Origin of the sequence: Streptomyces sp. NPDC048496, assembly GCF_043200055.1 — a bacterium.
In the GTDB taxonomy this organism is placed as follows: domain Bacteria; phylum Actinomycetota; class Actinomycetes; order Streptomycetales; family Streptomycetaceae; genus Streptomyces.
Window position 1 is genome coordinate 245632 of record NZ_JBICXB010000005.1, and the last position, 16764, is coordinate 262395.

General features: G+C 70.2%; 16 protein-coding genes and 2 pseudogenes. 13 read left to right on the forward strand and 5 right to left on the reverse strand.

The features are described from left to right. Nucleotides 1–10: 10 nt before the first annotated feature. The 9 genes and pseudogenes from ACGFSA_RS08485 to ACGFSA_RS08525 all read left to right on the forward strand — a co-directional run. Nucleotides 11–316: pseudogene (locus ACGFSA_RS08485) on the forward strand (IS5/IS1182 family transposase); the annotation flags it as partial. Nucleotides 317–707: 391 nt separating this feature from the next. Further along, on the forward strand, nucleotides 708–1313 hold the full coding sequence (locus ACGFSA_RS08490; RefSeq protein ID WP_393301562.1) for a helix-turn-helix domain-containing protein: 606 nt from the start codon (nucleotides 708–710) through the stop codon (nucleotides 1311–1313). A gap of 64 nt (nucleotides 1314–1377) precedes the next feature. After that, nucleotides 1378–2499 (forward strand): ABC transporter substrate-binding protein, encoded by a 1122-nt coding sequence (locus ACGFSA_RS08495; RefSeq protein ID WP_393301565.1) that lies wholly within the window; start codon nucleotides 1378–1380, stop codon nucleotides 2497–2499. A gap of 3 nt (nucleotides 2500–2502) precedes the next feature. After that, the gene (locus ACGFSA_RS08500; protein ID WP_393301568.1) at nucleotides 2503–3381 is read left to right on the forward strand and encodes an ABC transporter permease; all 879 of its coding nucleotides are present in this window, start codon (nucleotides 2503–2505) and stop codon (nucleotides 3379–3381) included. After that, entirely contained in the window at nucleotides 3378–4169 is a 792-nt protein-coding gene (locus tag ACGFSA_RS08505; RefSeq protein WP_393301571.1) for an ABC transporter permease, read from the forward strand. Before ACGFSA_RS08500 ends, ACGFSA_RS08505 begins: the two co-directional genes overlap by 4 nt. Continuing rightward, entirely contained in the window at nucleotides 4159–5337 is a 1179-nt protein-coding gene (locus ACGFSA_RS08510; protein ID WP_393301574.1) for an ABC transporter ATP-binding protein, read from the forward strand. Before ACGFSA_RS08505 ends, ACGFSA_RS08510 begins: the two co-directional genes overlap by 11 nt. Then, nucleotides 5334–6740 carry an NAD(P)/FAD-dependent oxidoreductase gene (locus ACGFSA_RS08515; protein WP_393301577.1) on the forward strand — a complete coding sequence of 469 codons (1407 nt, stop codon included), beginning with the start codon at nucleotides 5334–5336 and terminating at the stop codon, nucleotides 6738–6740. The genes ACGFSA_RS08510 and ACGFSA_RS08515 overlap by 4 nt, the downstream gene beginning before the upstream one ends. A 16-nt stretch (nucleotides 6741–6756) precedes the next feature. After that, nucleotides 6757–7128, forward strand: a complete 372-nt coding sequence (locus ACGFSA_RS08520; protein WP_393301580.1) for a cupin domain-containing protein — start codon at nucleotides 6757–6759, stop codon at nucleotides 7126–7128. Beyond that, nucleotides 7125–8771 (forward strand): amidohydrolase, encoded by a 1647-nt coding sequence (locus ACGFSA_RS08525; RefSeq protein WP_393301584.1) that lies wholly within the window; start codon nucleotides 7125–7127, stop codon nucleotides 8769–8771. Before ACGFSA_RS08520 ends, ACGFSA_RS08525 begins: the two co-directional genes overlap by 4 nt. A gap of 716 nt (nucleotides 8772–9487) precedes the next feature. On the opposite strand, the gene ACGFSA_RS08530 is transcribed toward ACGFSA_RS08525, so the two are convergent. After that, on the reverse strand, nucleotides 9488–9712 hold the full coding sequence (locus tag ACGFSA_RS08530) for a helix-turn-helix domain-containing protein (protein ID WP_393301587.1): 225 nt from the start codon (nucleotides 9710–9712) through the stop codon (nucleotides 9488–9490). Continuing rightward, a complete protein-coding gene (locus ACGFSA_RS08535; protein WP_393301590.1) occupies nucleotides 9712–10332 on the reverse strand; it encodes a DUF2975 domain-containing protein in 621 nt (206 codons plus the stop codon). Before ACGFSA_RS08535 ends, ACGFSA_RS08530 begins: the two co-directional genes overlap by 1 nt. Before the next feature lie 141 nt (nucleotides 10333–10473). On the opposite strand from ACGFSA_RS08535, the pseudogene ACGFSA_RS08540 reads away from it, so the two are divergent. Continuing rightward, nucleotides 10474–10770 (forward strand): annotated as a pseudogene (locus ACGFSA_RS08540) (transposase); the annotation flags it as partial. 19 nt (nucleotides 10771–10789) lie between these two features. Here the strand turns inward: ACGFSA_RS08540 and ACGFSA_RS08545 are convergent. From ACGFSA_RS08545 to ACGFSA_RS08555, 3 genes are all read right to left on the reverse strand, one after another. Then, complete coding sequence (locus tag ACGFSA_RS08545; RefSeq protein WP_393301593.1) at nucleotides 10790–11659, reverse strand: alpha/beta fold hydrolase; 870 nt, start codon at nucleotides 11657–11659, stop codon at nucleotides 10790–10792. 67 nt (nucleotides 11660–11726) lie between these two features. After that, nucleotides 11727–12284, reverse strand: a complete 558-nt coding sequence (locus ACGFSA_RS08550) for a Uma2 family endonuclease (protein WP_393301596.1) — start codon at nucleotides 12282–12284, stop codon at nucleotides 11727–11729. Between the two features lie 49 nt (nucleotides 12285–12333). Continuing rightward, nucleotides 12334–12798, reverse strand: a complete 465-nt coding sequence (locus ACGFSA_RS08555) for an ATP-binding protein (RefSeq protein ID WP_393301598.1) — start codon at nucleotides 12796–12798, stop codon at nucleotides 12334–12336. A gap of 155 nt (nucleotides 12799–12953) precedes the next feature. Between ACGFSA_RS08555 and ACGFSA_RS08560 the strand changes: the two genes are divergently transcribed. The 3 genes from ACGFSA_RS08560 (at nucleotide 12954) to ACGFSA_RS08570 (ending at nucleotide 16673) form a co-directional block, all read left to right on the forward strand. Beyond that, nucleotides 12954–13808 carry a Scr1 family TA system antitoxin-like transcriptional regulator gene (locus tag ACGFSA_RS08560; protein ID WP_393301601.1) on the forward strand — a complete coding sequence of 285 codons (855 nt, stop codon included), beginning with the start codon at nucleotides 12954–12956 and terminating at the stop codon, nucleotides 13806–13808. Next, the gene (locus ACGFSA_RS08565) at nucleotides 13805–13990 is read left to right on the forward strand and encodes a DUF397 domain-containing protein (RefSeq protein ID WP_393301604.1); all 186 of its coding nucleotides are present in this window, start codon (nucleotides 13805–13807) and stop codon (nucleotides 13988–13990) included. The genes ACGFSA_RS08560 and ACGFSA_RS08565 overlap by 4 nt, the downstream gene beginning before the upstream one ends. A 265-nt stretch (nucleotides 13991–14255) precedes the next feature. After that, nucleotides 14256–16673 (forward strand): GTPase-associated protein 1-related protein, encoded by a 2418-nt coding sequence (locus ACGFSA_RS08570; RefSeq protein ID WP_393301623.1) that lies wholly within the window; start codon nucleotides 14256–14258, stop codon nucleotides 16671–16673. Nucleotides 16674–16764 lie beyond the last annotated feature (91 nt).

Consider the following 16764-nt stretch of genomic DNA (forward strand, 5'->3'; position numbering starts at 1 on the left):
GAGGCTCCACGTGGCGTCCAGTATCACCTACACCGCCGTGCTCGATGTCCGCAGGGCAACCGCCGAGCATCTCGCGAAGCTGCTGCGCGGGCACCGCGAGCAGCTCAGGACCCGCAAGGGCACTCGCGCGCTCGACGTCTTCAAACAGGCGGTGCTCGTGCTGCGCTGGTTCGTCGACGGCACCCGGCTGGTCCAACTCGCCCGGGACAACGGCATCTCGGTACCGACCGCCTACCGCTACCTGCATGAGGGACTGACCGTACTGGCCGACCACGCGCCCGATCTGTCCACCGCGCTGGAGAGAGCGGCGGCAGCTTCACATCCGGTGCCCGGACGCCACATGTCCTGGCGTCAGGCCGGACCTGCCCGCCGGCAGGGTCGACAGCTCAGAGCCTGTCGGGTGACCTTCGATCGGAAAGCGGACGCGGTCTGGTGCGTGCGATTCCAAGGCGCCGGAAGGTCCTCGTAGCGGAGCTACTAGGGCATTTCGGCAACGCGGGAAGCGTGCGTGCCAGGGCGTGGCCGCCCGATCAGAGGTCACCCGACAGGCTCTCAGGCGGCGACGCGCCTCCGGGGTGCCGGCGGTGCGGTAGGTCACGTTCCGATCAAGGCCACAGTAAGGCCTTGTGGGGTGGGTCACCTCGACATATGGTCCGTATCACTCCAGCGAACAAAGTGTTCGCTGATGGCACATCAGGTGTTCACTCATGACCGACCGATCGATGGCAGACCCCTCCGACGGCGCCGTCAACCACGCCAGCGCCGACGCAGCTCTGGGCGCCCGCATCCGGGAGTACCGGATGATGCGGCGGATGTCGCTGCGCGCCTTGGGGGAAGCAGCTCAGGCCAGCCCCGGGTTCCTCAGCCAGCTGGAGCGCGGGCAGGCGAATGCCTCCATCGGCATGCTGCGGCGCATTGGTGCGGCACTCGGCCTCACCGTGGCCGACCTGTTCGACCAGAACAACACGCCGGGTCCACACGTGGTGCGGCGTGCCGACCGGCCGATGCTGCACACCGCCCCGGGCAGCCGCAAGTCACTCATTTCGCAGCGGCCACTCGGCCATCTGGAGGTGTACGAGGGCGAGTTCGACCCGGGAGCCTCCACCGGCGACGACGCCTACACGCACGGGGATTCCCAGGAGATCCTCCTGGTCCTCAGCGGCGCCGTACGGATCGAACTCGACGACCGCGCCCACGCCCTGGAGGCCGGCGACAGCATCGAGTACCGCTCCTCGGTGCCGCATCGGGTGGTCAACCCCCACGAGGCGCCCGCCGAGGTCCTCTGGATCATCAGCCCACCAACGCCGGACTGACATCACCCTCCCCTCGCTCCCTCTCATCCCTGCTTGTCTTCACCCCGTCCCCCTGGAGACACACATGCCTGGAATCTCACGAAAAATCCTTGGCTGCACTGCTGTCGGCAGCGCCTTGCTGCTGGCACTCACCGGCTGCGCGGGCACCAGCCCCACCGCGACCGACATCGACCTCGGCTCCGGCCCGGCCGTGGCGGGCCAGGTGAAGAAGGGCGCGCTCGACGGCGTCACCCTCTCCTTCGCTTCGTACGGCGGCATCTACCAGGACGGTCAGGAGTCGGCCGCTGTCAAGCCGTTCGCCACCGACTCCGGTGCGCGGGTTCTCTCCGACGGCCCCACCGACTACACCAAGCTCAAGGCCCAGGTCGACTCCAAGAACGTCACCTGGGACGTCGCGGACACCGACTCCATCTGGGCCGAGCGGCAGTGTGGGAAGCTGCTGATGCCACTCGACACCACCATCATCGACACCTCGAAGCTGCCCAAGGACATGGTGGGCAAGTGCTCGGTACCGGCCATGACGTACGGCATGGTGCTGATGTACGACAAGTCCAAGTTCGGCGACAACCCGCCGAAGGGCTGGGCGGACTTCTTCGACACCGCCAAGTACCCCGGCAAGCGCGCCATACCCGGCGTGCCCTCGGACGCGGCCCCCGGCCCTCTGGAGGCGGCACTGCTCGCGGACGGGGTCGCCCCCGACAAGCTCTTCCCGCTCGATGTCGACCGCGGGCTGAAGAAGCTCACCAGCGTCCGCTCCTCGCTGGTCTTCTGGGACACCGGTGCCCGCTCCCAGCAGCTGCTGGAGTCCGGTGAGGTCTCCATGGCGATGGTGTGGACCGGCCGCGCGTACGCAGCGGTCAAGAATGGCGCGAAGTTCGCCCCGCAGTGGAACCAGTTCATGCCGATCTCGGACTCTCTGACAGTCCCCAAGAACGCCAAGAACCCCAAGGCCGCCATGGCGCTGATCAACTACTACCTGGGCGCCGAGCAGCAGGCCAAGCTCACCGAGCTGACCTCGTACTCGCCGATCAACTCCGACGCCAAGCCCAAGATCGACCCGGCCACGACGGAGTACCTCACCTCCACCCCCGAGCGCCAGGCGCAGGCCCTCAAACTGGACAACGCCTGGTGGGCGAAGAACCAGGAGCAGGTCATCCCGAAGTGGTCCGACTGGCTGGCGCGATAACCCATGACCGCCCTGATCGAGATCGCCTCCCCGGCCGCGGCCGGCCGGCGCCCCAAGGGCGCCGACGGCCGGTGGGGGTGGCTGCTGCTGCCCGCGCTGGTGCTGCTGGCCGTGCTCTTCCTGGTGCCGCTGGGACTGATGGCCTGGCGCAGCGTCAGCGAGCCGACCCCCGGCGCGGGCAACTACTCCTGGTTCCTCACCAGCGACGTCGCCCTCGCCACCCTGGTCCGCACGCTGACCGTCGGCGCCGTCGTCACCCTGGTGACGCTGGTGCTCTCCTACCCGTATGCCTATCTGATGACCGTGGTCAGCCCGCGGAAGCGGATCTGGCTCACCCTGCTCGTGCTGCTGCCGTTCTGGACCAGCCTGATGGTGCGCACCTTCGCCTGGGTGGTGCTGCTCCAGGACAGCGGCGTGATCAACCAGTTGCTCGGCACCGTGGGGCTGGGGCCGCTGCACCTGATCCGCACCCCCACCGGTGTGGTGATCGGCATGGCCCAGGTGCTGATGCCGTTCATGGTGCTGCCGCTGTATGCGGTGATGAGCGGCATCGACCGGCGACTGCTGGACGCCGCGCAGGGCATGGGGGCGCGCCCGGCCACCGCGTTCCTGCGGGTCTTCGTGCCGCTGTCGCTGCCCGGTGTGAGCGCCGGCGCGCTGACCGTGTTCATCACCTCGCTCGGCTTCTACGTGACACCGGCTCTGCTGGGCTCGCCCGACCAGGCGCTGATCTCGCAGCAGATCTTCACCCAGGTCAACGGGCTGCTCGCGTGGGGCCGGGGCGGCGCGATGGGCATGATGCTGCTGGCGGTGACGCTGGTCCTGCTGGGGCTGGTAGGTATCGTCCTGCGATTCACCCGCACCCGTGGAGGTGTCCGATGAGGACCGGGCCCGCGCGGATCGCGCTCTGGGCGTTCGGCGTGCTGGTGGGCCTGTGGCTCATCGCGCCGACGCTGGTGGTGATCCCGCTCAGCTTCACCGACAAGGCGTCCCTGGTGTTCCCGCCGAGCGGCTGGTCCACCCGCTGGTACACCAACTTCTTCACCGACCCCCGGTGGACCGACGCACTCTTCTCCTCGCTGCAGGTGGGCGCCCTGGTCGCGGTGGTGGCCACCGTGCTGGGCACCGCCGCCGCGATCGCGCTCACCCGGTCCGGCTCGCGCTGGGTGAAGGCATCGTACGGGCTGCTGCTGGCACCCATGATCGTGCCGACCGTGGTGGTCGCCATCGGCGTGTACGCGCTCTTCCTCCAGTACAACCTGCTGGGCACCCTGCTCGGCTTCATCACCGCCCACACCGTGCTGGCCCTGCCGTTCGTGATCATCCCGGTGACGGCGAGCCTGCGCGGCTTCGACCGGCGACTGGAGGACGCCGCACTGATCTGCGGCGCCACCCGGTGGGGCGCCATCCGGCAGGTGACGCTGCCGCTGATCGCCCCCGGAGTCGTCTCGGGCGCTCTCTTCGCCTTCGTCACCAGCTTCGACGAAGTCGTGGTCTCGCTGTTCATCCAGAGCCCGTACCTGCAGACCCTGCCGGTCAAGATGTTCGCCAGCGTGACCCGGGACACCGATCCCACCATCGCCGCGGCCGCCACCCTGATCATCGTCTTCACCACGGTGCTCGTACTGGCCGCCACCTTCGCCACCGCCAGGAGGAACCGTGTCCGCTGAGCCCAGCCTCATCAAGGCGCGCGGAGCCCGCATCGAGTTGGCGCAGGTGCGCAAGGAGTATGCGGACTCCGTCGCCGTCGACGACGTCTCCCTGGTCATCGAACCAGGCGAGTTCATGACCCTGCTGGGCCCCAGCGGCTCCGGCAAGACCACCACCCTCAACATCATCGCCGGGTTCACCGCCGCCACTTCGGGCACGCTGACCATCGACGGCGTACAGATGCAGGACCTGCCGCCGCACCGGCGCGACATCGGCATGGTCTTCCAGCACTACGCGCTCTTCCCGCACATGACGGTGGCGGAGAACGTCGCCTTCCCGCTCAAGCAGCGCAAGATACCCAAGGCCCGCCGCGCCGAAATGGTCGAGGCGGCTCTGGAGACCGTAAGGCTCGGCGGCTACGGCCACCGCAGGCCGCGCGAACTCTCCGGCGGCCAGCAGCAACGGGTCGCCCTGGCCCGAGCGGTGGTGTACGAGCCCAGTGTGCTCCTGATGGACGAGCCGCTCGGCGCGCTTGACAAGAAGCTGCGCGAGTCGCTCCAACTGGAGATCAAGCGGGTGCACCAGGAGGTCGGCTCGACCTTCGTCTTCGTCACCCACGACCAGGAGGAGGCGCTGGTCCTCTCGGACCGCATCGCTGTCTTCAACGACGGCGGCATCCAGCAGGTCGGCACCGCGAGCGAACTGTACGAGAAGCCCCGCAGCCTCTTCGTGGCCGAGTTCCTCGGCGAGTCCTCCACCGTGCGGGGACAGGCCGAGCCGGACGGCGACGACTCCTGTCTGCGGGTCGGAGACCGCACCGTACGCGCCGCCGGCCGACTGGCCGAGGGCAGCGCGGCTGCCGTCGTCGTCCGCCCCGAACACCTGCGGGTACAGCCGGCCGCTGCGCCCGTCGCCCCCGGGGCCAATGCGCTGTCGGCCCGGGTGACCCAGGAGATCTACCTGGGCTCCGGCCGCAAGCTCGAACTCGCCCTGCCCGACGGCACGGTGCTGCTCTCCCGCGAGCAGGCCGACAGGCTGTCCGAGGTCCGCCCCGGCGACGAGGTCACCCTGGTCTGGGACGTCGAGCGGGGCGTCCTGCTCGGTGACTCACCCACCTCCACCCCCACCCCCATCCCCACCCCCGAGGACCGGACTCCGGTCGCCTTCGCAGGAGAGAGCGGCAGATGACCACCACCGCACCCGCCACCAGCCCCACCTTCGTCAACGGCGACGTCTCCTTCTGGTTCCGGGAGGGCGGCATCCCCGCCCGCCGCCCGGCGCTCCCCGGCGACCTCGACGTGGATGTCGCGCTCGTCGGCGGTGGCTACACCGCACTGTGGACCGCCTATTACCTCAAGCAGGCCCAGCCCGACCTGCGGATCGCCGTGCTGGAGAAGGAGTTCGCCGGCTTCGGCGCCTCCGGCCGTAACGGCGGCTGGCTCAGCGCCGAGCCGCCGGGTCAGATGCACCGCTATGCCAAGGCGCACGGCCGGGAGCCGGCCGTCGCCATGCAGCGCGAGATGTTCTCATCCGTCGACGAGGTCATCCGGGTCGCCGCCGACGAGGGCATCGAGGCCGACATCCAGAAGGACGGCTTGCTGCACGTCGCCACCAACGCCGCACAGGAGCGACGGCTGCGCGACCGGCTGCCGTCGCTGCGCGCCGAGGGCTGGGGCGAGGACGACCTGATCGAACTGGACCGCGACCAGCTCGCCGAACGGGTCCGCGTCGCCGACGCCCGCAGCGCCCAGTGGAGCCCGCACTGCGCCCGCATCCAGCCTGCCAAGCTGGTCCGAGGCCTGGCCGACGTGGTCGAGCGGATGGGCGTCGCCATCTACGAGGACACCGAGGTCACCGAGATCCGCCCGCACGAGGCGGTCACCGCGCACGGCACCGTCCGGGCGGATTTCGTGATCCGGGCGCTGGAGGGGTTCACCCCCGGGCTGCGCGGCCACCGCCGGTCCTGGCTGCCGATGAACAGCAGCATGATCGTCACCGAGCCGCTGCCCGAAGCGGCGTGGGAGGAAATCGGCTGGCGCGGCGCTGAGCTGATCGGCGACGAGGCCAACTCCTACTGCTACATCCAGCGCACCACCGACGGCCGGATCGCCATCGGCGGGCGCGGCATCCCCTACATGTTCGGCTCGCACGTCGACCAGCGGGGCGAGACCCGGACCGCCACCCAGCTGCAGTTGCAGGCCATCCTGCGGCAGCACTTCCCGGCCGCCCGGAACGTCGCGATCGACCACACCTGGTCCGGGGTGCTGGGCGTACCGCGCGACTGGTGCGCCACCGTCCATCTGGACGAACGGACCGGGCTCGGCTGGGCCGGCGGCTACGTCGGGCACGGCGTGACCACCACCAACCTCGCCGGACGCACCCTGCGCGACCTGATTCTGCGTCAGGAGACCGACCTCACCCGGCTGCCCTGGGTCGGCCGCAAGGTGCGCGGCTGGGAGCCGGAGCCGCTGCGGTGGCTGGGCGTGCGCAGCCTCTACGTCGCCTACCGCGCCGCCGACCGGCACGAGAACTCCGGTCTGGAGCGCACCTCCGCCATCGCACGCGTCGCCAATGTCATCAGCGGCCGCTGAAAGGAGCCGATCCTCCGTGAACACCACCACCGCCGTCGCCTTCCTCGCCGACGCGACGACCACCGACCTGCCCCCCGCAAGCCTCAAGCCCACCAGCACCACCGGCCAGCAGGAGACCGCCCGCACCCTGTGGGAGTCCCCCGACGGACTGGTGGAGGTCGGCTTCTGGGAGTGCGACCCGGGCCACTTCACCGCCACCCGGGACGGCTACGACGAGATCTGCCAGGTGCTGGCCGGCTCCGCCACCGTCCACACCGATGGCGGCGAGAGCGTCGAACTGCGCGCCGGCTCCACCCTGGCGATGCCGGCCGGCTGGCGCGGCACCTGGCAGGTGCACGAGACGATCCGCAAGGTGTACGTGGTGCGCACCCACCGGGCCGACGCATGACCCTCGTGCTGCACGGCGGCCGGGTATGGACCGGTGATCCGCAGCGGCCGCACGCAACCGCCGTCGCCGTGGCCGACGGCCGGATCACGGCCGTCGGCTCCGACGCCGAGGTCCGGGAGGCCGTCGGCCGGCCGGCCGAGCTGTTCCACCTGGCCGGCCGGACCGTCGTGCCGGGCCTCCAGGACGCGCACATCCACCCCGTCTGGGGCGCCCTTGAGGCCCTGCGCTGCGACCTCACCAGCGCCACCGACACCGAGCAGTGCGTCGTGGCCGTCCGGGAGTACGCGATGGCCAACCCCCAGCAGCCGTGGATCCGGGGCGGCGGCTGGGGCATGGACTGCTTCCCCGGGGGCTGGCCCACCCGGGAGCTGCTGGACGCGGTCGTCCCGGACCGGCCGGTCTTCCTGCCCAACTCCGACCACCACTCGGCGTGGGTCAACTCGGCGGCGCTGGACCGCGCCGGGATCGACGCCGGCACGCCTGACCCGGCGGCCGGGCGGATCGAGCGCGACGCGACCGGCCGGCCCACCGGGGTACTGCACGAGAGCGCGATGGACCTGATGGCCCGAGTGCTGCCGCCGGACACCGTCGAGGACCAGCTCGCGGCGCTCCACCATGCGCAGGCCCACCTCTTCCGGTACGGCATCACCGGCTGGCAGGACGCCATCGTCGGCGCCTACGGCGGGGCCGGCGACACCCTCGCCGCCTACCGTCGGGCCGACGCCGAGGGGCTGTTGAAGGCCCGGGTCACCGGTGCCCTGTGGTGGGACCGCGACCGCGGCCTGGAGCAGTTGGACGACCTGGTGGCCCGGCGCGGCGAGCCCGGCCGCCGGTTCCGGGCCGGAGCGGTGAAGGTGATGCAGGACGGTGTGCTGGAGAACGGCACCGGCGCCCTGCTGGAGCCGTACCTGGACTCCTGCGGGTGCGCCACCGGCAACCTCGGCCACTCCAACGTGCCCGCCGAGCTGCTCTCGGAAGCGGTGACCCGGCTGGACGCGGCCGGCTTCCAGGTGCATTTCCACGCGATCGGCGACCGGGCGGTCCGCGAGTGCCTGAACGCGGTCGCGGCCGCCGTCCGGGCGGGCGGGGCGCGCGACCGGCGGCACCACATCGCCCATGTGCAGCTGGTCGACGACGCGGACATCGGTCGCTTCGCCGAGCTGGGGGTGGCGGCCAACGTCCAGTCGCTCTGGGCGAGCCATCACCCGCAGACGGACGAGCTGATCGACCCGCTGCTGGGCACGCGGCGCGCCGAGCGGCAGTACCCCTTCCGCCGGCTGCTGGAGAGCGGCGCCCGGCTCGCCGGGGGCAGCGACTGGCCGGTCACCACGGCCGACCCGTGGCAGGCCATGCACGTCGCGGTGCACCGCACCGAACCGCCCGGTTCGGCGCATGCCGACTGGCCGGGCGCCGACCGCCCGTTCGGGCCGCGGGAGCGGCTGGAGCTCAACGACATCTTGCGCGCCTACACCGCGGGCTCGGCCTGGGTCAACGGCAACGACAACGAGGTCGGCTGCCTGCGCGAGGGCATGGCCGCTGACCTGGCGGTCCTCGACCGGGACCTCTTCGGCCCGGACGCGGACCTGGCCGGCTCACGGGCGGTGCTCACCCTCGTCGCGGGGGAGGCGGTGCACGCGGAGTGAACGCGGCTGGCGGCCTCCGGAGCCGTCCGTCTGCGCGGCATCCCATGGGATCGGCGACGACGTGCCTCGGAGCGAGCGGTCCATGGCGACCCGTGCGGCTGGACGGGGCCGTCGCCGCCGGTGTTCCTACGGCACCGGGCTTGCGGAGAGCCGGACTTCGGAGGCGGGTGGCGGCGCGGCCGTGTGGGAAGGTTCGGTCACGGCGTGTGCGCTCTCCTCGGGTGCCGGCGGGCGGAGGAAAGCCGTCAGCGATTGAGGTCCGGCACAGGCACGCCGAGTCCGTCGTACGCTCCGGAGCGACATCGGCGACGAGACCATCGTGAACGCCCCGGGCCGGGGCAGCCTCGAAGAGAGCCTGCGGCCCGGGGAAGATGAGAGGGACGGCATGGGGGCAGCACGCACGGTGATCGGCTGCCGCGCACCATCCTCCGCCGTCACGGAGAAATCTGCCGTACCCCGCGCCCCAGGTCCATCGAGGTTTTCTTAAGCGCAGCCGCAGCTCCGCTTCATGCCCGCCCCTGCGGAAGGGGCCGGCCGCCCTTCGGTACGGGCGACCGGCCCCTGGAACCGCGGGTGCGATCAGTCTCCGCTCTCCTGCGGCGGGGTGTCCCTCTGCCGCGCCCTGCCGGCCCCTGCGGCAGCACAACGTTGTACTGGCCGTTGACGGTACGCGGCACTCTCTTACGGAACATTGGCAACGCCAGTGGCCGGGGGTGTCAGTCCGTGCGAACGCTGAGCAGGTCGCCGGGCTGGCAGTTCAGCTCGCGGCAGAGCGCGGTGAGGGTGGAGAAGCGGATCGCCTTCGCCCGGTCGTTCTTCAGAACGGAGAGGTTGACTACCGTCACCCCGACCCTGGCTGCTAGTTCGGACAGGGTCATGCCGCGCTCGGCCAGTAGCCGGTCCAAGTGGACCTGAACCCGATGTTCTTCCTCCGGCGGCATCAGACCAGCCCCTCGGTGTCGGCGCGTAGCTTCGTACCGCGCCGGAAGACCTCACCCAGGGCCAGGATGAGGAAGGCGAGCAGGACGTACTCGCCGGTGAAGGTGGCTGAGAAGGGGATCTGATCGGCCATGGTGGTGCCGCTCACCAGTGCCTCCGTGGTGAGCGCCGGCAGCACCGGGGAGAGGACGGCCTGCACCAGCACGGTGAGTCCTATGACGCTCAGGCGACGGGCGTTCTTCGGTACGAAGACGTCGCCGTCGCGCAGGGTCCTGGCCATCTGAAAGAGGAGGGCCAGGACGAGGAGCAGGAGCAGGCTGCCGATGAACTCCGGCAGCGCGAGCAACAGACGCTGGCCCAGGTCGGGATGGGCGAAGACGAGGTCGGCCTGGTGAGTGCCGGTGAGAGTCATACCGTGGCCCGCCACCGCGTCGGTCACGGTGCCCGGTACCCGGGTCGTGGTCTCGACCTCGACCTCGCGGGTGTCCACCGGGTCGGTGAGACTGACCACCCCGAGGACCGGGAGCAGCACCCCGAAGACGCCGGCCAGCAGAGCGGCCAGGCCCAGAGCTGTTTCCAGCAGCCGATTGTCGGTCCGGCTCCACCAGGACTTCGTACCCATGGTTCCCCCTGAGCTTGACAGCACACCTATCGCTTATCGATAGTATCGATAAGCGATAGGTGTGCTGTCAAGCTCAGGGGCGACAGAGGGTCAGGTGGCTTCCCGTGGCTGACGGTGGCGGGCAAGCGGCTGACCGGCTGGATCGCCATCGACGTCGACGCCACCATCATCATCACGGCGGCGTCGAAGAAGGCCGGGGCGGCGGTCACGTTCAAAAAGACGTTCGGGTTTCATCCGCTGGCCGCGTGGTGCGCAAACACCACCGAGTCCCTGGCCATGCTCCTGCGACCGGGCAACGCCGGAGCCAACACGGCGGCCGACCACATCAACGCCCTCACCGACGCCCTCGCACAGATCCCCGGCTCCTCGGCCGCGAAGATCCTCATCCGGGTGGACGGCGCCAGAGCCACCCACGGGCTGCTGGAACACCTCGAAGCACCACCCATCCCTACGTGGTTCAGAACTTCCGCAGAAACGCCCTGATGGCCGACGCGAGCTGCTGCGGCTGGTCCTCCGGGATGAGCGTGTAGCTGTCGGCGATCTCGATGAGCTCGCCCTTGGGCAGCATCTCGGCGAGCCGGCGTCCGTGCTCGGGCGGCATGACCTTGTCCTCGGCCGCCCAGACGACGAGCGCGGGCCGGTCGAAGTCACGCAACTTCTCGGCCCACCGGAGCAGTTCGGTCCTGGGCGGCACCCCGAGCACGTACCTGCGCAGATCGCGGCGGATCGCCGCCGACGTCCACAGCGACCGGAACCACGCGTCCATCACCTCGTGCGGCACCGGCCGCTTGCTCATCCGGCCCCAGGTCATCGGCAGCCGCCGCATCGGCTTCAGCTTCAGCAGGTTGAAGGCTACGTTCAGCCCGCCGGGCATCTTGGCAGAGGCGTAGAGGTTGGAGCCGGGCAGTCCGGGCGGGAAGTTGTCGAACGCCTCGCAGGAGGTGATGACAAGCTTCCCGATCCGCTGATCACGGCCGTCGGCGACGAGAGCCTGAGCCCCGCCCCAGTCGTTCATGACGAGCGTGACATCGGTGAGGTCGAGCGCGTCGAGGAACTCCGCGACCAGCCGGGCAACCCCGAGGATCGACAGATCGGCGTCCGGCTTCATGGGTCTGCGGTGACCGCCGAGCGGCAAGGTCGGAACCACACACCGGTAGTCGGGGCGCAGATCGGCGACGACGTGCCGCCACAGCGAACCGTCCATGGCGACACCATGCAGCAGAACGACGACGGGGCCGTCCCCGCCGGTGTCCTGGTACGCCACCGGACCTGCGGAGAGCTGGACTTCCGAGGCGGGCGGCGGGGCTGCGTGGGAGCGTTCGGTCACGGGGTGTGCACTCTCCTCGGTTGCCTACGGGCAGGGGCGGCGCGCAGTCGACCCTATGCCGACGCGCTCACAAATCGCCAGTGTCCAGGTCCAGATCGAACGGTCCGGGCAGGTGCAGCACGGCCCCGAACGGGTACGGGCCGTCCACCCGCGTGTACCCCAGACGTCCGGGCTCGGCGAACAGAGTCACGCTCCGTTCCACCCGGTCGACCAGCAGATACAGCGGCGCCCCGTACTCGGCGTACCGCCGCCGCTTCACGACGCGGTCCGTTTCGGCGTTGGAGTCGCTGGTGACATCGACCACGAGCAGCGTCCGATCGGGCAGCAGAGCACCCGCGCCCTTGGCCTCCACAGCCGGCACTACGGCGATGTCAGGGACGTACCAGTTCGACGACCCGGGCAGATCCAGGTTCCCCGACCCGGTGACACACCCCAGCTCACGGGCGCGCGGCTTGATCTGATCGCGGATCACCTCGGCCGTGGCCTCGTGATCCCAGGTGGGCCGCACGGGCTCGATGACCCCTTCGACGATCTGGGCACGGTCGCCCCGGATATTCTGGACTGCGTACTTCAGAGCGCGTTCGGGGTCGATGCCTTGGCTGTAGTCGGCAGGCGCGGCGGTCATGTGCCCAGAGTGCCCCGTTTTCGTTCCCCACGACAAGCAGAACCCGCTGTCAGTAGAGCAGGTCCAGCTCGGCACGGACCGTTTTTCCCGGCGGTACGCGGTCCACCACCGCCCACCGGTCGGCCAGCGCCTCCACCAGGATCAGCCCGTGCCCGCTGCCGGAACCGGGCGGCGGCGCCACCAGCTCCCCCGGCTCCGGCAGGCGCCGCTCACCCCGGGCGTCCGTGACCTCGATCCGCAGAACGCCGAGCGTGCGCCGGTCGCCCGGAGCATGCACGAGCCTCAACTCGAAGTCCCGGCCCGGCACCCGGCCGTGCGTCACCGCGTTCGCCGCCAGCTCGGCGACGATCAGCGCGGTCGTCTCGGACGCGTCACCGCCGTACGGGATGCCCCACTCGTCCAGTTGGTGCAGAGCAAGCTGCCGGGCGAGCCGGGCACCTCGGGGCGTGGAACTGAATCGCTGCACGAACACACGTACGGTGAACGGCGCTTGCGGGGACGCGGGTGCTTCCATGCGCCCACCGTGACGGCCGGAAGGACGGTTCCACCAGGTCAAAAACCCGTACGCTGAGTCAGCGTACGGGTACGGAGTGTGGACAGTACGCGTAACAGTCCGTGACCATGGGTGCGTTGTGGACCGGGACGGGCGGGCACGGGAGGTGGCCGGACATGACGGACGGCACGGGTGGCACAGGCGGCACGACGGGTGGGGACGGCGAGCCTGAGCCCTCGGACACCCTGAAGGCGTTCGGCGAGGTGGTCAAGGTCTTCCGCAAACGGGCGCGGCTCACGCAGGAGGAGTTCGCCCCGAGGGTGCGGTACTCGGTGCCGACGGTCGCCTCGATCGAACAGGGGCGCCGGTTCCCACCGCCCGCGTTCGTGGACCGGGCGGAGGACGTGCTGGATGCGTTCGGAGTGATCAGGGCTGCGGCGAAGCACTTGTCGCGGCGGCGGGGGCTGGCGAAGTGGTTCCGACATTGGGCGCAGCTTGAGGCGGATGCGGCCAGCCTGTACACGTACGAGTGCCGATTGATTCCGGGCCTGTTGCAGACCGAGGCATACGCACGGGCGCTTTTCATGAACCAGCTTCCCCCACTGGGTGACGAACAGATCGAGGCTCAGCTAGTGGCCCGGGTCGAGCGGATGGCGCTGCTGACGGAGCGGCCGAACACCGCGTACAGCTTCATCCTCGAAGAGCACCTGTTCTTGCGGCGCTCAGGTGGGGCAGGGGTCACCCGGGGGCTCATCGACCACGCAATCGGGCTCGCCCGACTCCGCAACGTCGAGGTGCAGATCATGCCTCAGGTGCAGGAGAACCACGCCGGACTGGACGGTCCCATGCAGCTGCTGGAGACTCCGGACCACAAGTGGTTCGCCTACGGCGAAGGGCAGGAAAGCGGTCACCTCCATACCGACCCAGCGGTCGTCAGTATGCTCCAGATGCGATATGCCAGGATGCGATCACAGGCTCTCTCCCTGGAGGACTCCATGAGCCTGTTGGAGCGGATGCGAGGAGCAGCATGAGCACCACAGACCTGGCATGGTTCAAGAGCAGCTACAGCGGCGGCTCGGGCGACTCCTGCGTAGAGGTCGCTACCTGCCCCGACACCGTCCACGTCCGCGACTCCAAGGTCGAAGATGGCCCCCAGCTCGCCCTCTCCCCCGCCGCCTGGACCGGCTTCGTCGCGTACGCCGTCCAGCGCTGATCACGTACCGGAGTTGAGCGCACCCATCAGGCCGACGCGAGAGACGCCGCTGGACTGAACGCCTCCGCGGAAGTTACCGAGATCACGTTTCGGCAGCGTGCCTGCGGGGGCGGCGCACCTTGATAGCGTCGCTCCCGCGATTGCGGACCGGTCCCCGCCGGGGTCGTCGCCGCGCCCGTACGGCCGGTCCATGACGGACGGCCGACGAGGGCGAGGCGTGCTGAGGCACGGGGACGTACGCGGCAAGGACGAAGAGGGCCGACGCATGAGCCTCGCGCAGTTGCACTACACCTCTGCCTCTGCGGGGGACGACGGGGTCGGCGCACGGTTCACCGCGGTCGGTGGCGGGATACCCACTCCGGTGCTGACCGAGGCGGAGAAGCTGCTCGGTTACGAGCCTCCGGCCGGGGCGCCGTATCGTCCTACGAACGTCGAACTCCGTTCGTTTCCGGAGACATTCAGCTTCAGCGAGCTCTCCGACGGCAGCCATCTGCTGAGTCGCACTGTGGCACTCGGGGGTTCCGGCGCCGGTCACTTCCACGCGCACGCGGTGCATCTTCCGGCCGGCACGCGCCTGCCCGGCGACGCGCTCCCGATCACGGCGTGGCGGTCGCCGAACTGGGCATCAACCACGCCGGACACTGGCACACCGGACCGCATATCCGCCCTGCCCGCCTCCGTCGCCTTCGGGCAGGAGGCACTCAACGACTTCGCGGTCTCCCGCGGCCCCTGGCTCGCGGCGGTCTTCGCCGATCTGCGCCGCGTGAGCGAGAAACCGTCGTCGGCGCAGCTCGTCCTCGTGGAGCGGCAGAGCGCGGACGTGGCCCGGTGGATCGCGCTGGCCGGAGCCGTACTCCCGCCGGAGCACGCCCAGCGGCTGACGTTCACCACCTACACCCGCCGCCCGCCGCACTCCCCGCACCAGGTCATCGGCGTACTGCCGGACGACGCACCCGAGCCGACCGACCCTGGCTTCCGTGTGCACATGTGTGCCGGCCGCGCTCCGGAGGGTCCGGTGGACGACACCTGGGCGGAGACCGTCGCCCGGGTCTGGCGCAGCCGCGCACCGGAACTGTTCCGGGCAGCGGCCGCGCTGCCGGGCGAACCCTTCGCCGCCGGACCACTCGCCTTCACCGCACTGCACGCAGGCATCGCACTCGGCCCGAACGGGCGTGCCGCAGCAGCCGATTGGGCCGGCGAGCGACCGTACGCGCTGAACGAACAGCAGATGCACCGCCTGGCCACCGCGCTCACGGCACCGGCCGACGACCGCAGCGCCTCCGAATCGGCGTCCGTGGCCCGGCTGCTGGCAGCGCTCGAAGGACGTACCCCTGCCACCACCACGGCGCCGCTCGCCGCACTGCTGGTGACGGAGGCGGTTCGGCGAAACGACGCAGCGCTGGCACTCCCGCCACGCTCGGCGTTCGCCGAACCCGCAATCGTAAAGCAGCTGGCCGACGGACTCGGCCCGGACCTGCTCGCCGAACTCACCTCGGGCGCAACGGAGTCCACCAACGGGGTCACCATCGGGCGCCTGGTGCAGCTGCTCCGGATCACCCGACTGCTCGACATGGACCTCACCGACCAACTCCCTTCAGTCGCACGGCACATGGCCCAAATACTGCTCGCATCTCTGGCGCCGGACAGTGTCCCCGCGCTGCTCGACCTCCTGGACGAACAGTTCGACGTCCGCACGGCGCTCCTCGGCGAACTCGACCAACTCGCCCTGGGCGCCCCGTCCGCCGCCGAGGAGCTCCTCACTCGCGTCGCCCTCCCCTTCACCGGCGCGCAGGCACTGCCGCATCTGCGGATGTGCGCCGAGGCACCCCGCGCGAAGGAGCAGGGCTCCGACCGCATCATGGCGCTGCACACGGTTCTGCGCGCCGCCGGGTTCTCGCCGTTCGCGGAGCCGCTGGTCCTGCGCACCGCCGTCGGGCTGATCTGGGGTGACGCCACCCCGACGGCGGGCGAAGCCAGGCTTCTGCTCGGCGAGTCCGGATCGGACTCGCACCGGACGGCCGGTACGTGGTCCCACCTCGTCGACGCGGCACTCCACGCCCCCTCCGACGACGAGGAGGCGGCGGAACTCGCCCACGATCTGCTGCGCTGCTTCCCTCAGGAGATCGGCACACGGGTCCGCGGTGCGCTGCAACTTCTGGACTTCGCCCGCGACGTCAGGTCCGGCGAGTCGGCGCCCGGCTGGCCCGACCGTGCAAAGGCTCTGCGTGCCCGCGCAGAACCGGTGGAGCCCACTGTGCTGGAGCACGCCTACGGCGCCCTTGCCCACAGTCTGCTCGCGCGGGACCGGCCCGACGCGGAGCTGTACGCGTTCGTGCACAGCGACGACGCGGACCTGATCGCCGCCTACGGCCGGGCAGCCCGCCACGGCGACATCCTGGCCCGGCTGCGCTCCGAACCGGCGTACGTGGCCGACTGTTTCACCGTCTGGAGCGCCCACCCGCACGCGGGCCGGGCCTGGAGCGATACCCGGGCCGCACTGCTGGAGGAGGTGCTGCGTCCGGTGGTGCGCGGCCTGTCCGGCAGCGAGATCACGGCGGTGGAGCGGGCCGTCGAGCGCACAGGGAGCAGCCGCACGGCGGAGGCGTTCCGGGCCTGGAACCGGCCGGGCACGTTCGGCAGACGGCTGGGGAGCCGGCTGACGGCGCGGGTGCGGCGGTCCTAGTAGGGCTTTGTTAGGTACCCCGGATGTTCAGCCAGGGGTAGGGTTGTGATCTTCTTTCAGGTGTGACACCTGAGGAGATGGAAGAGGTCCG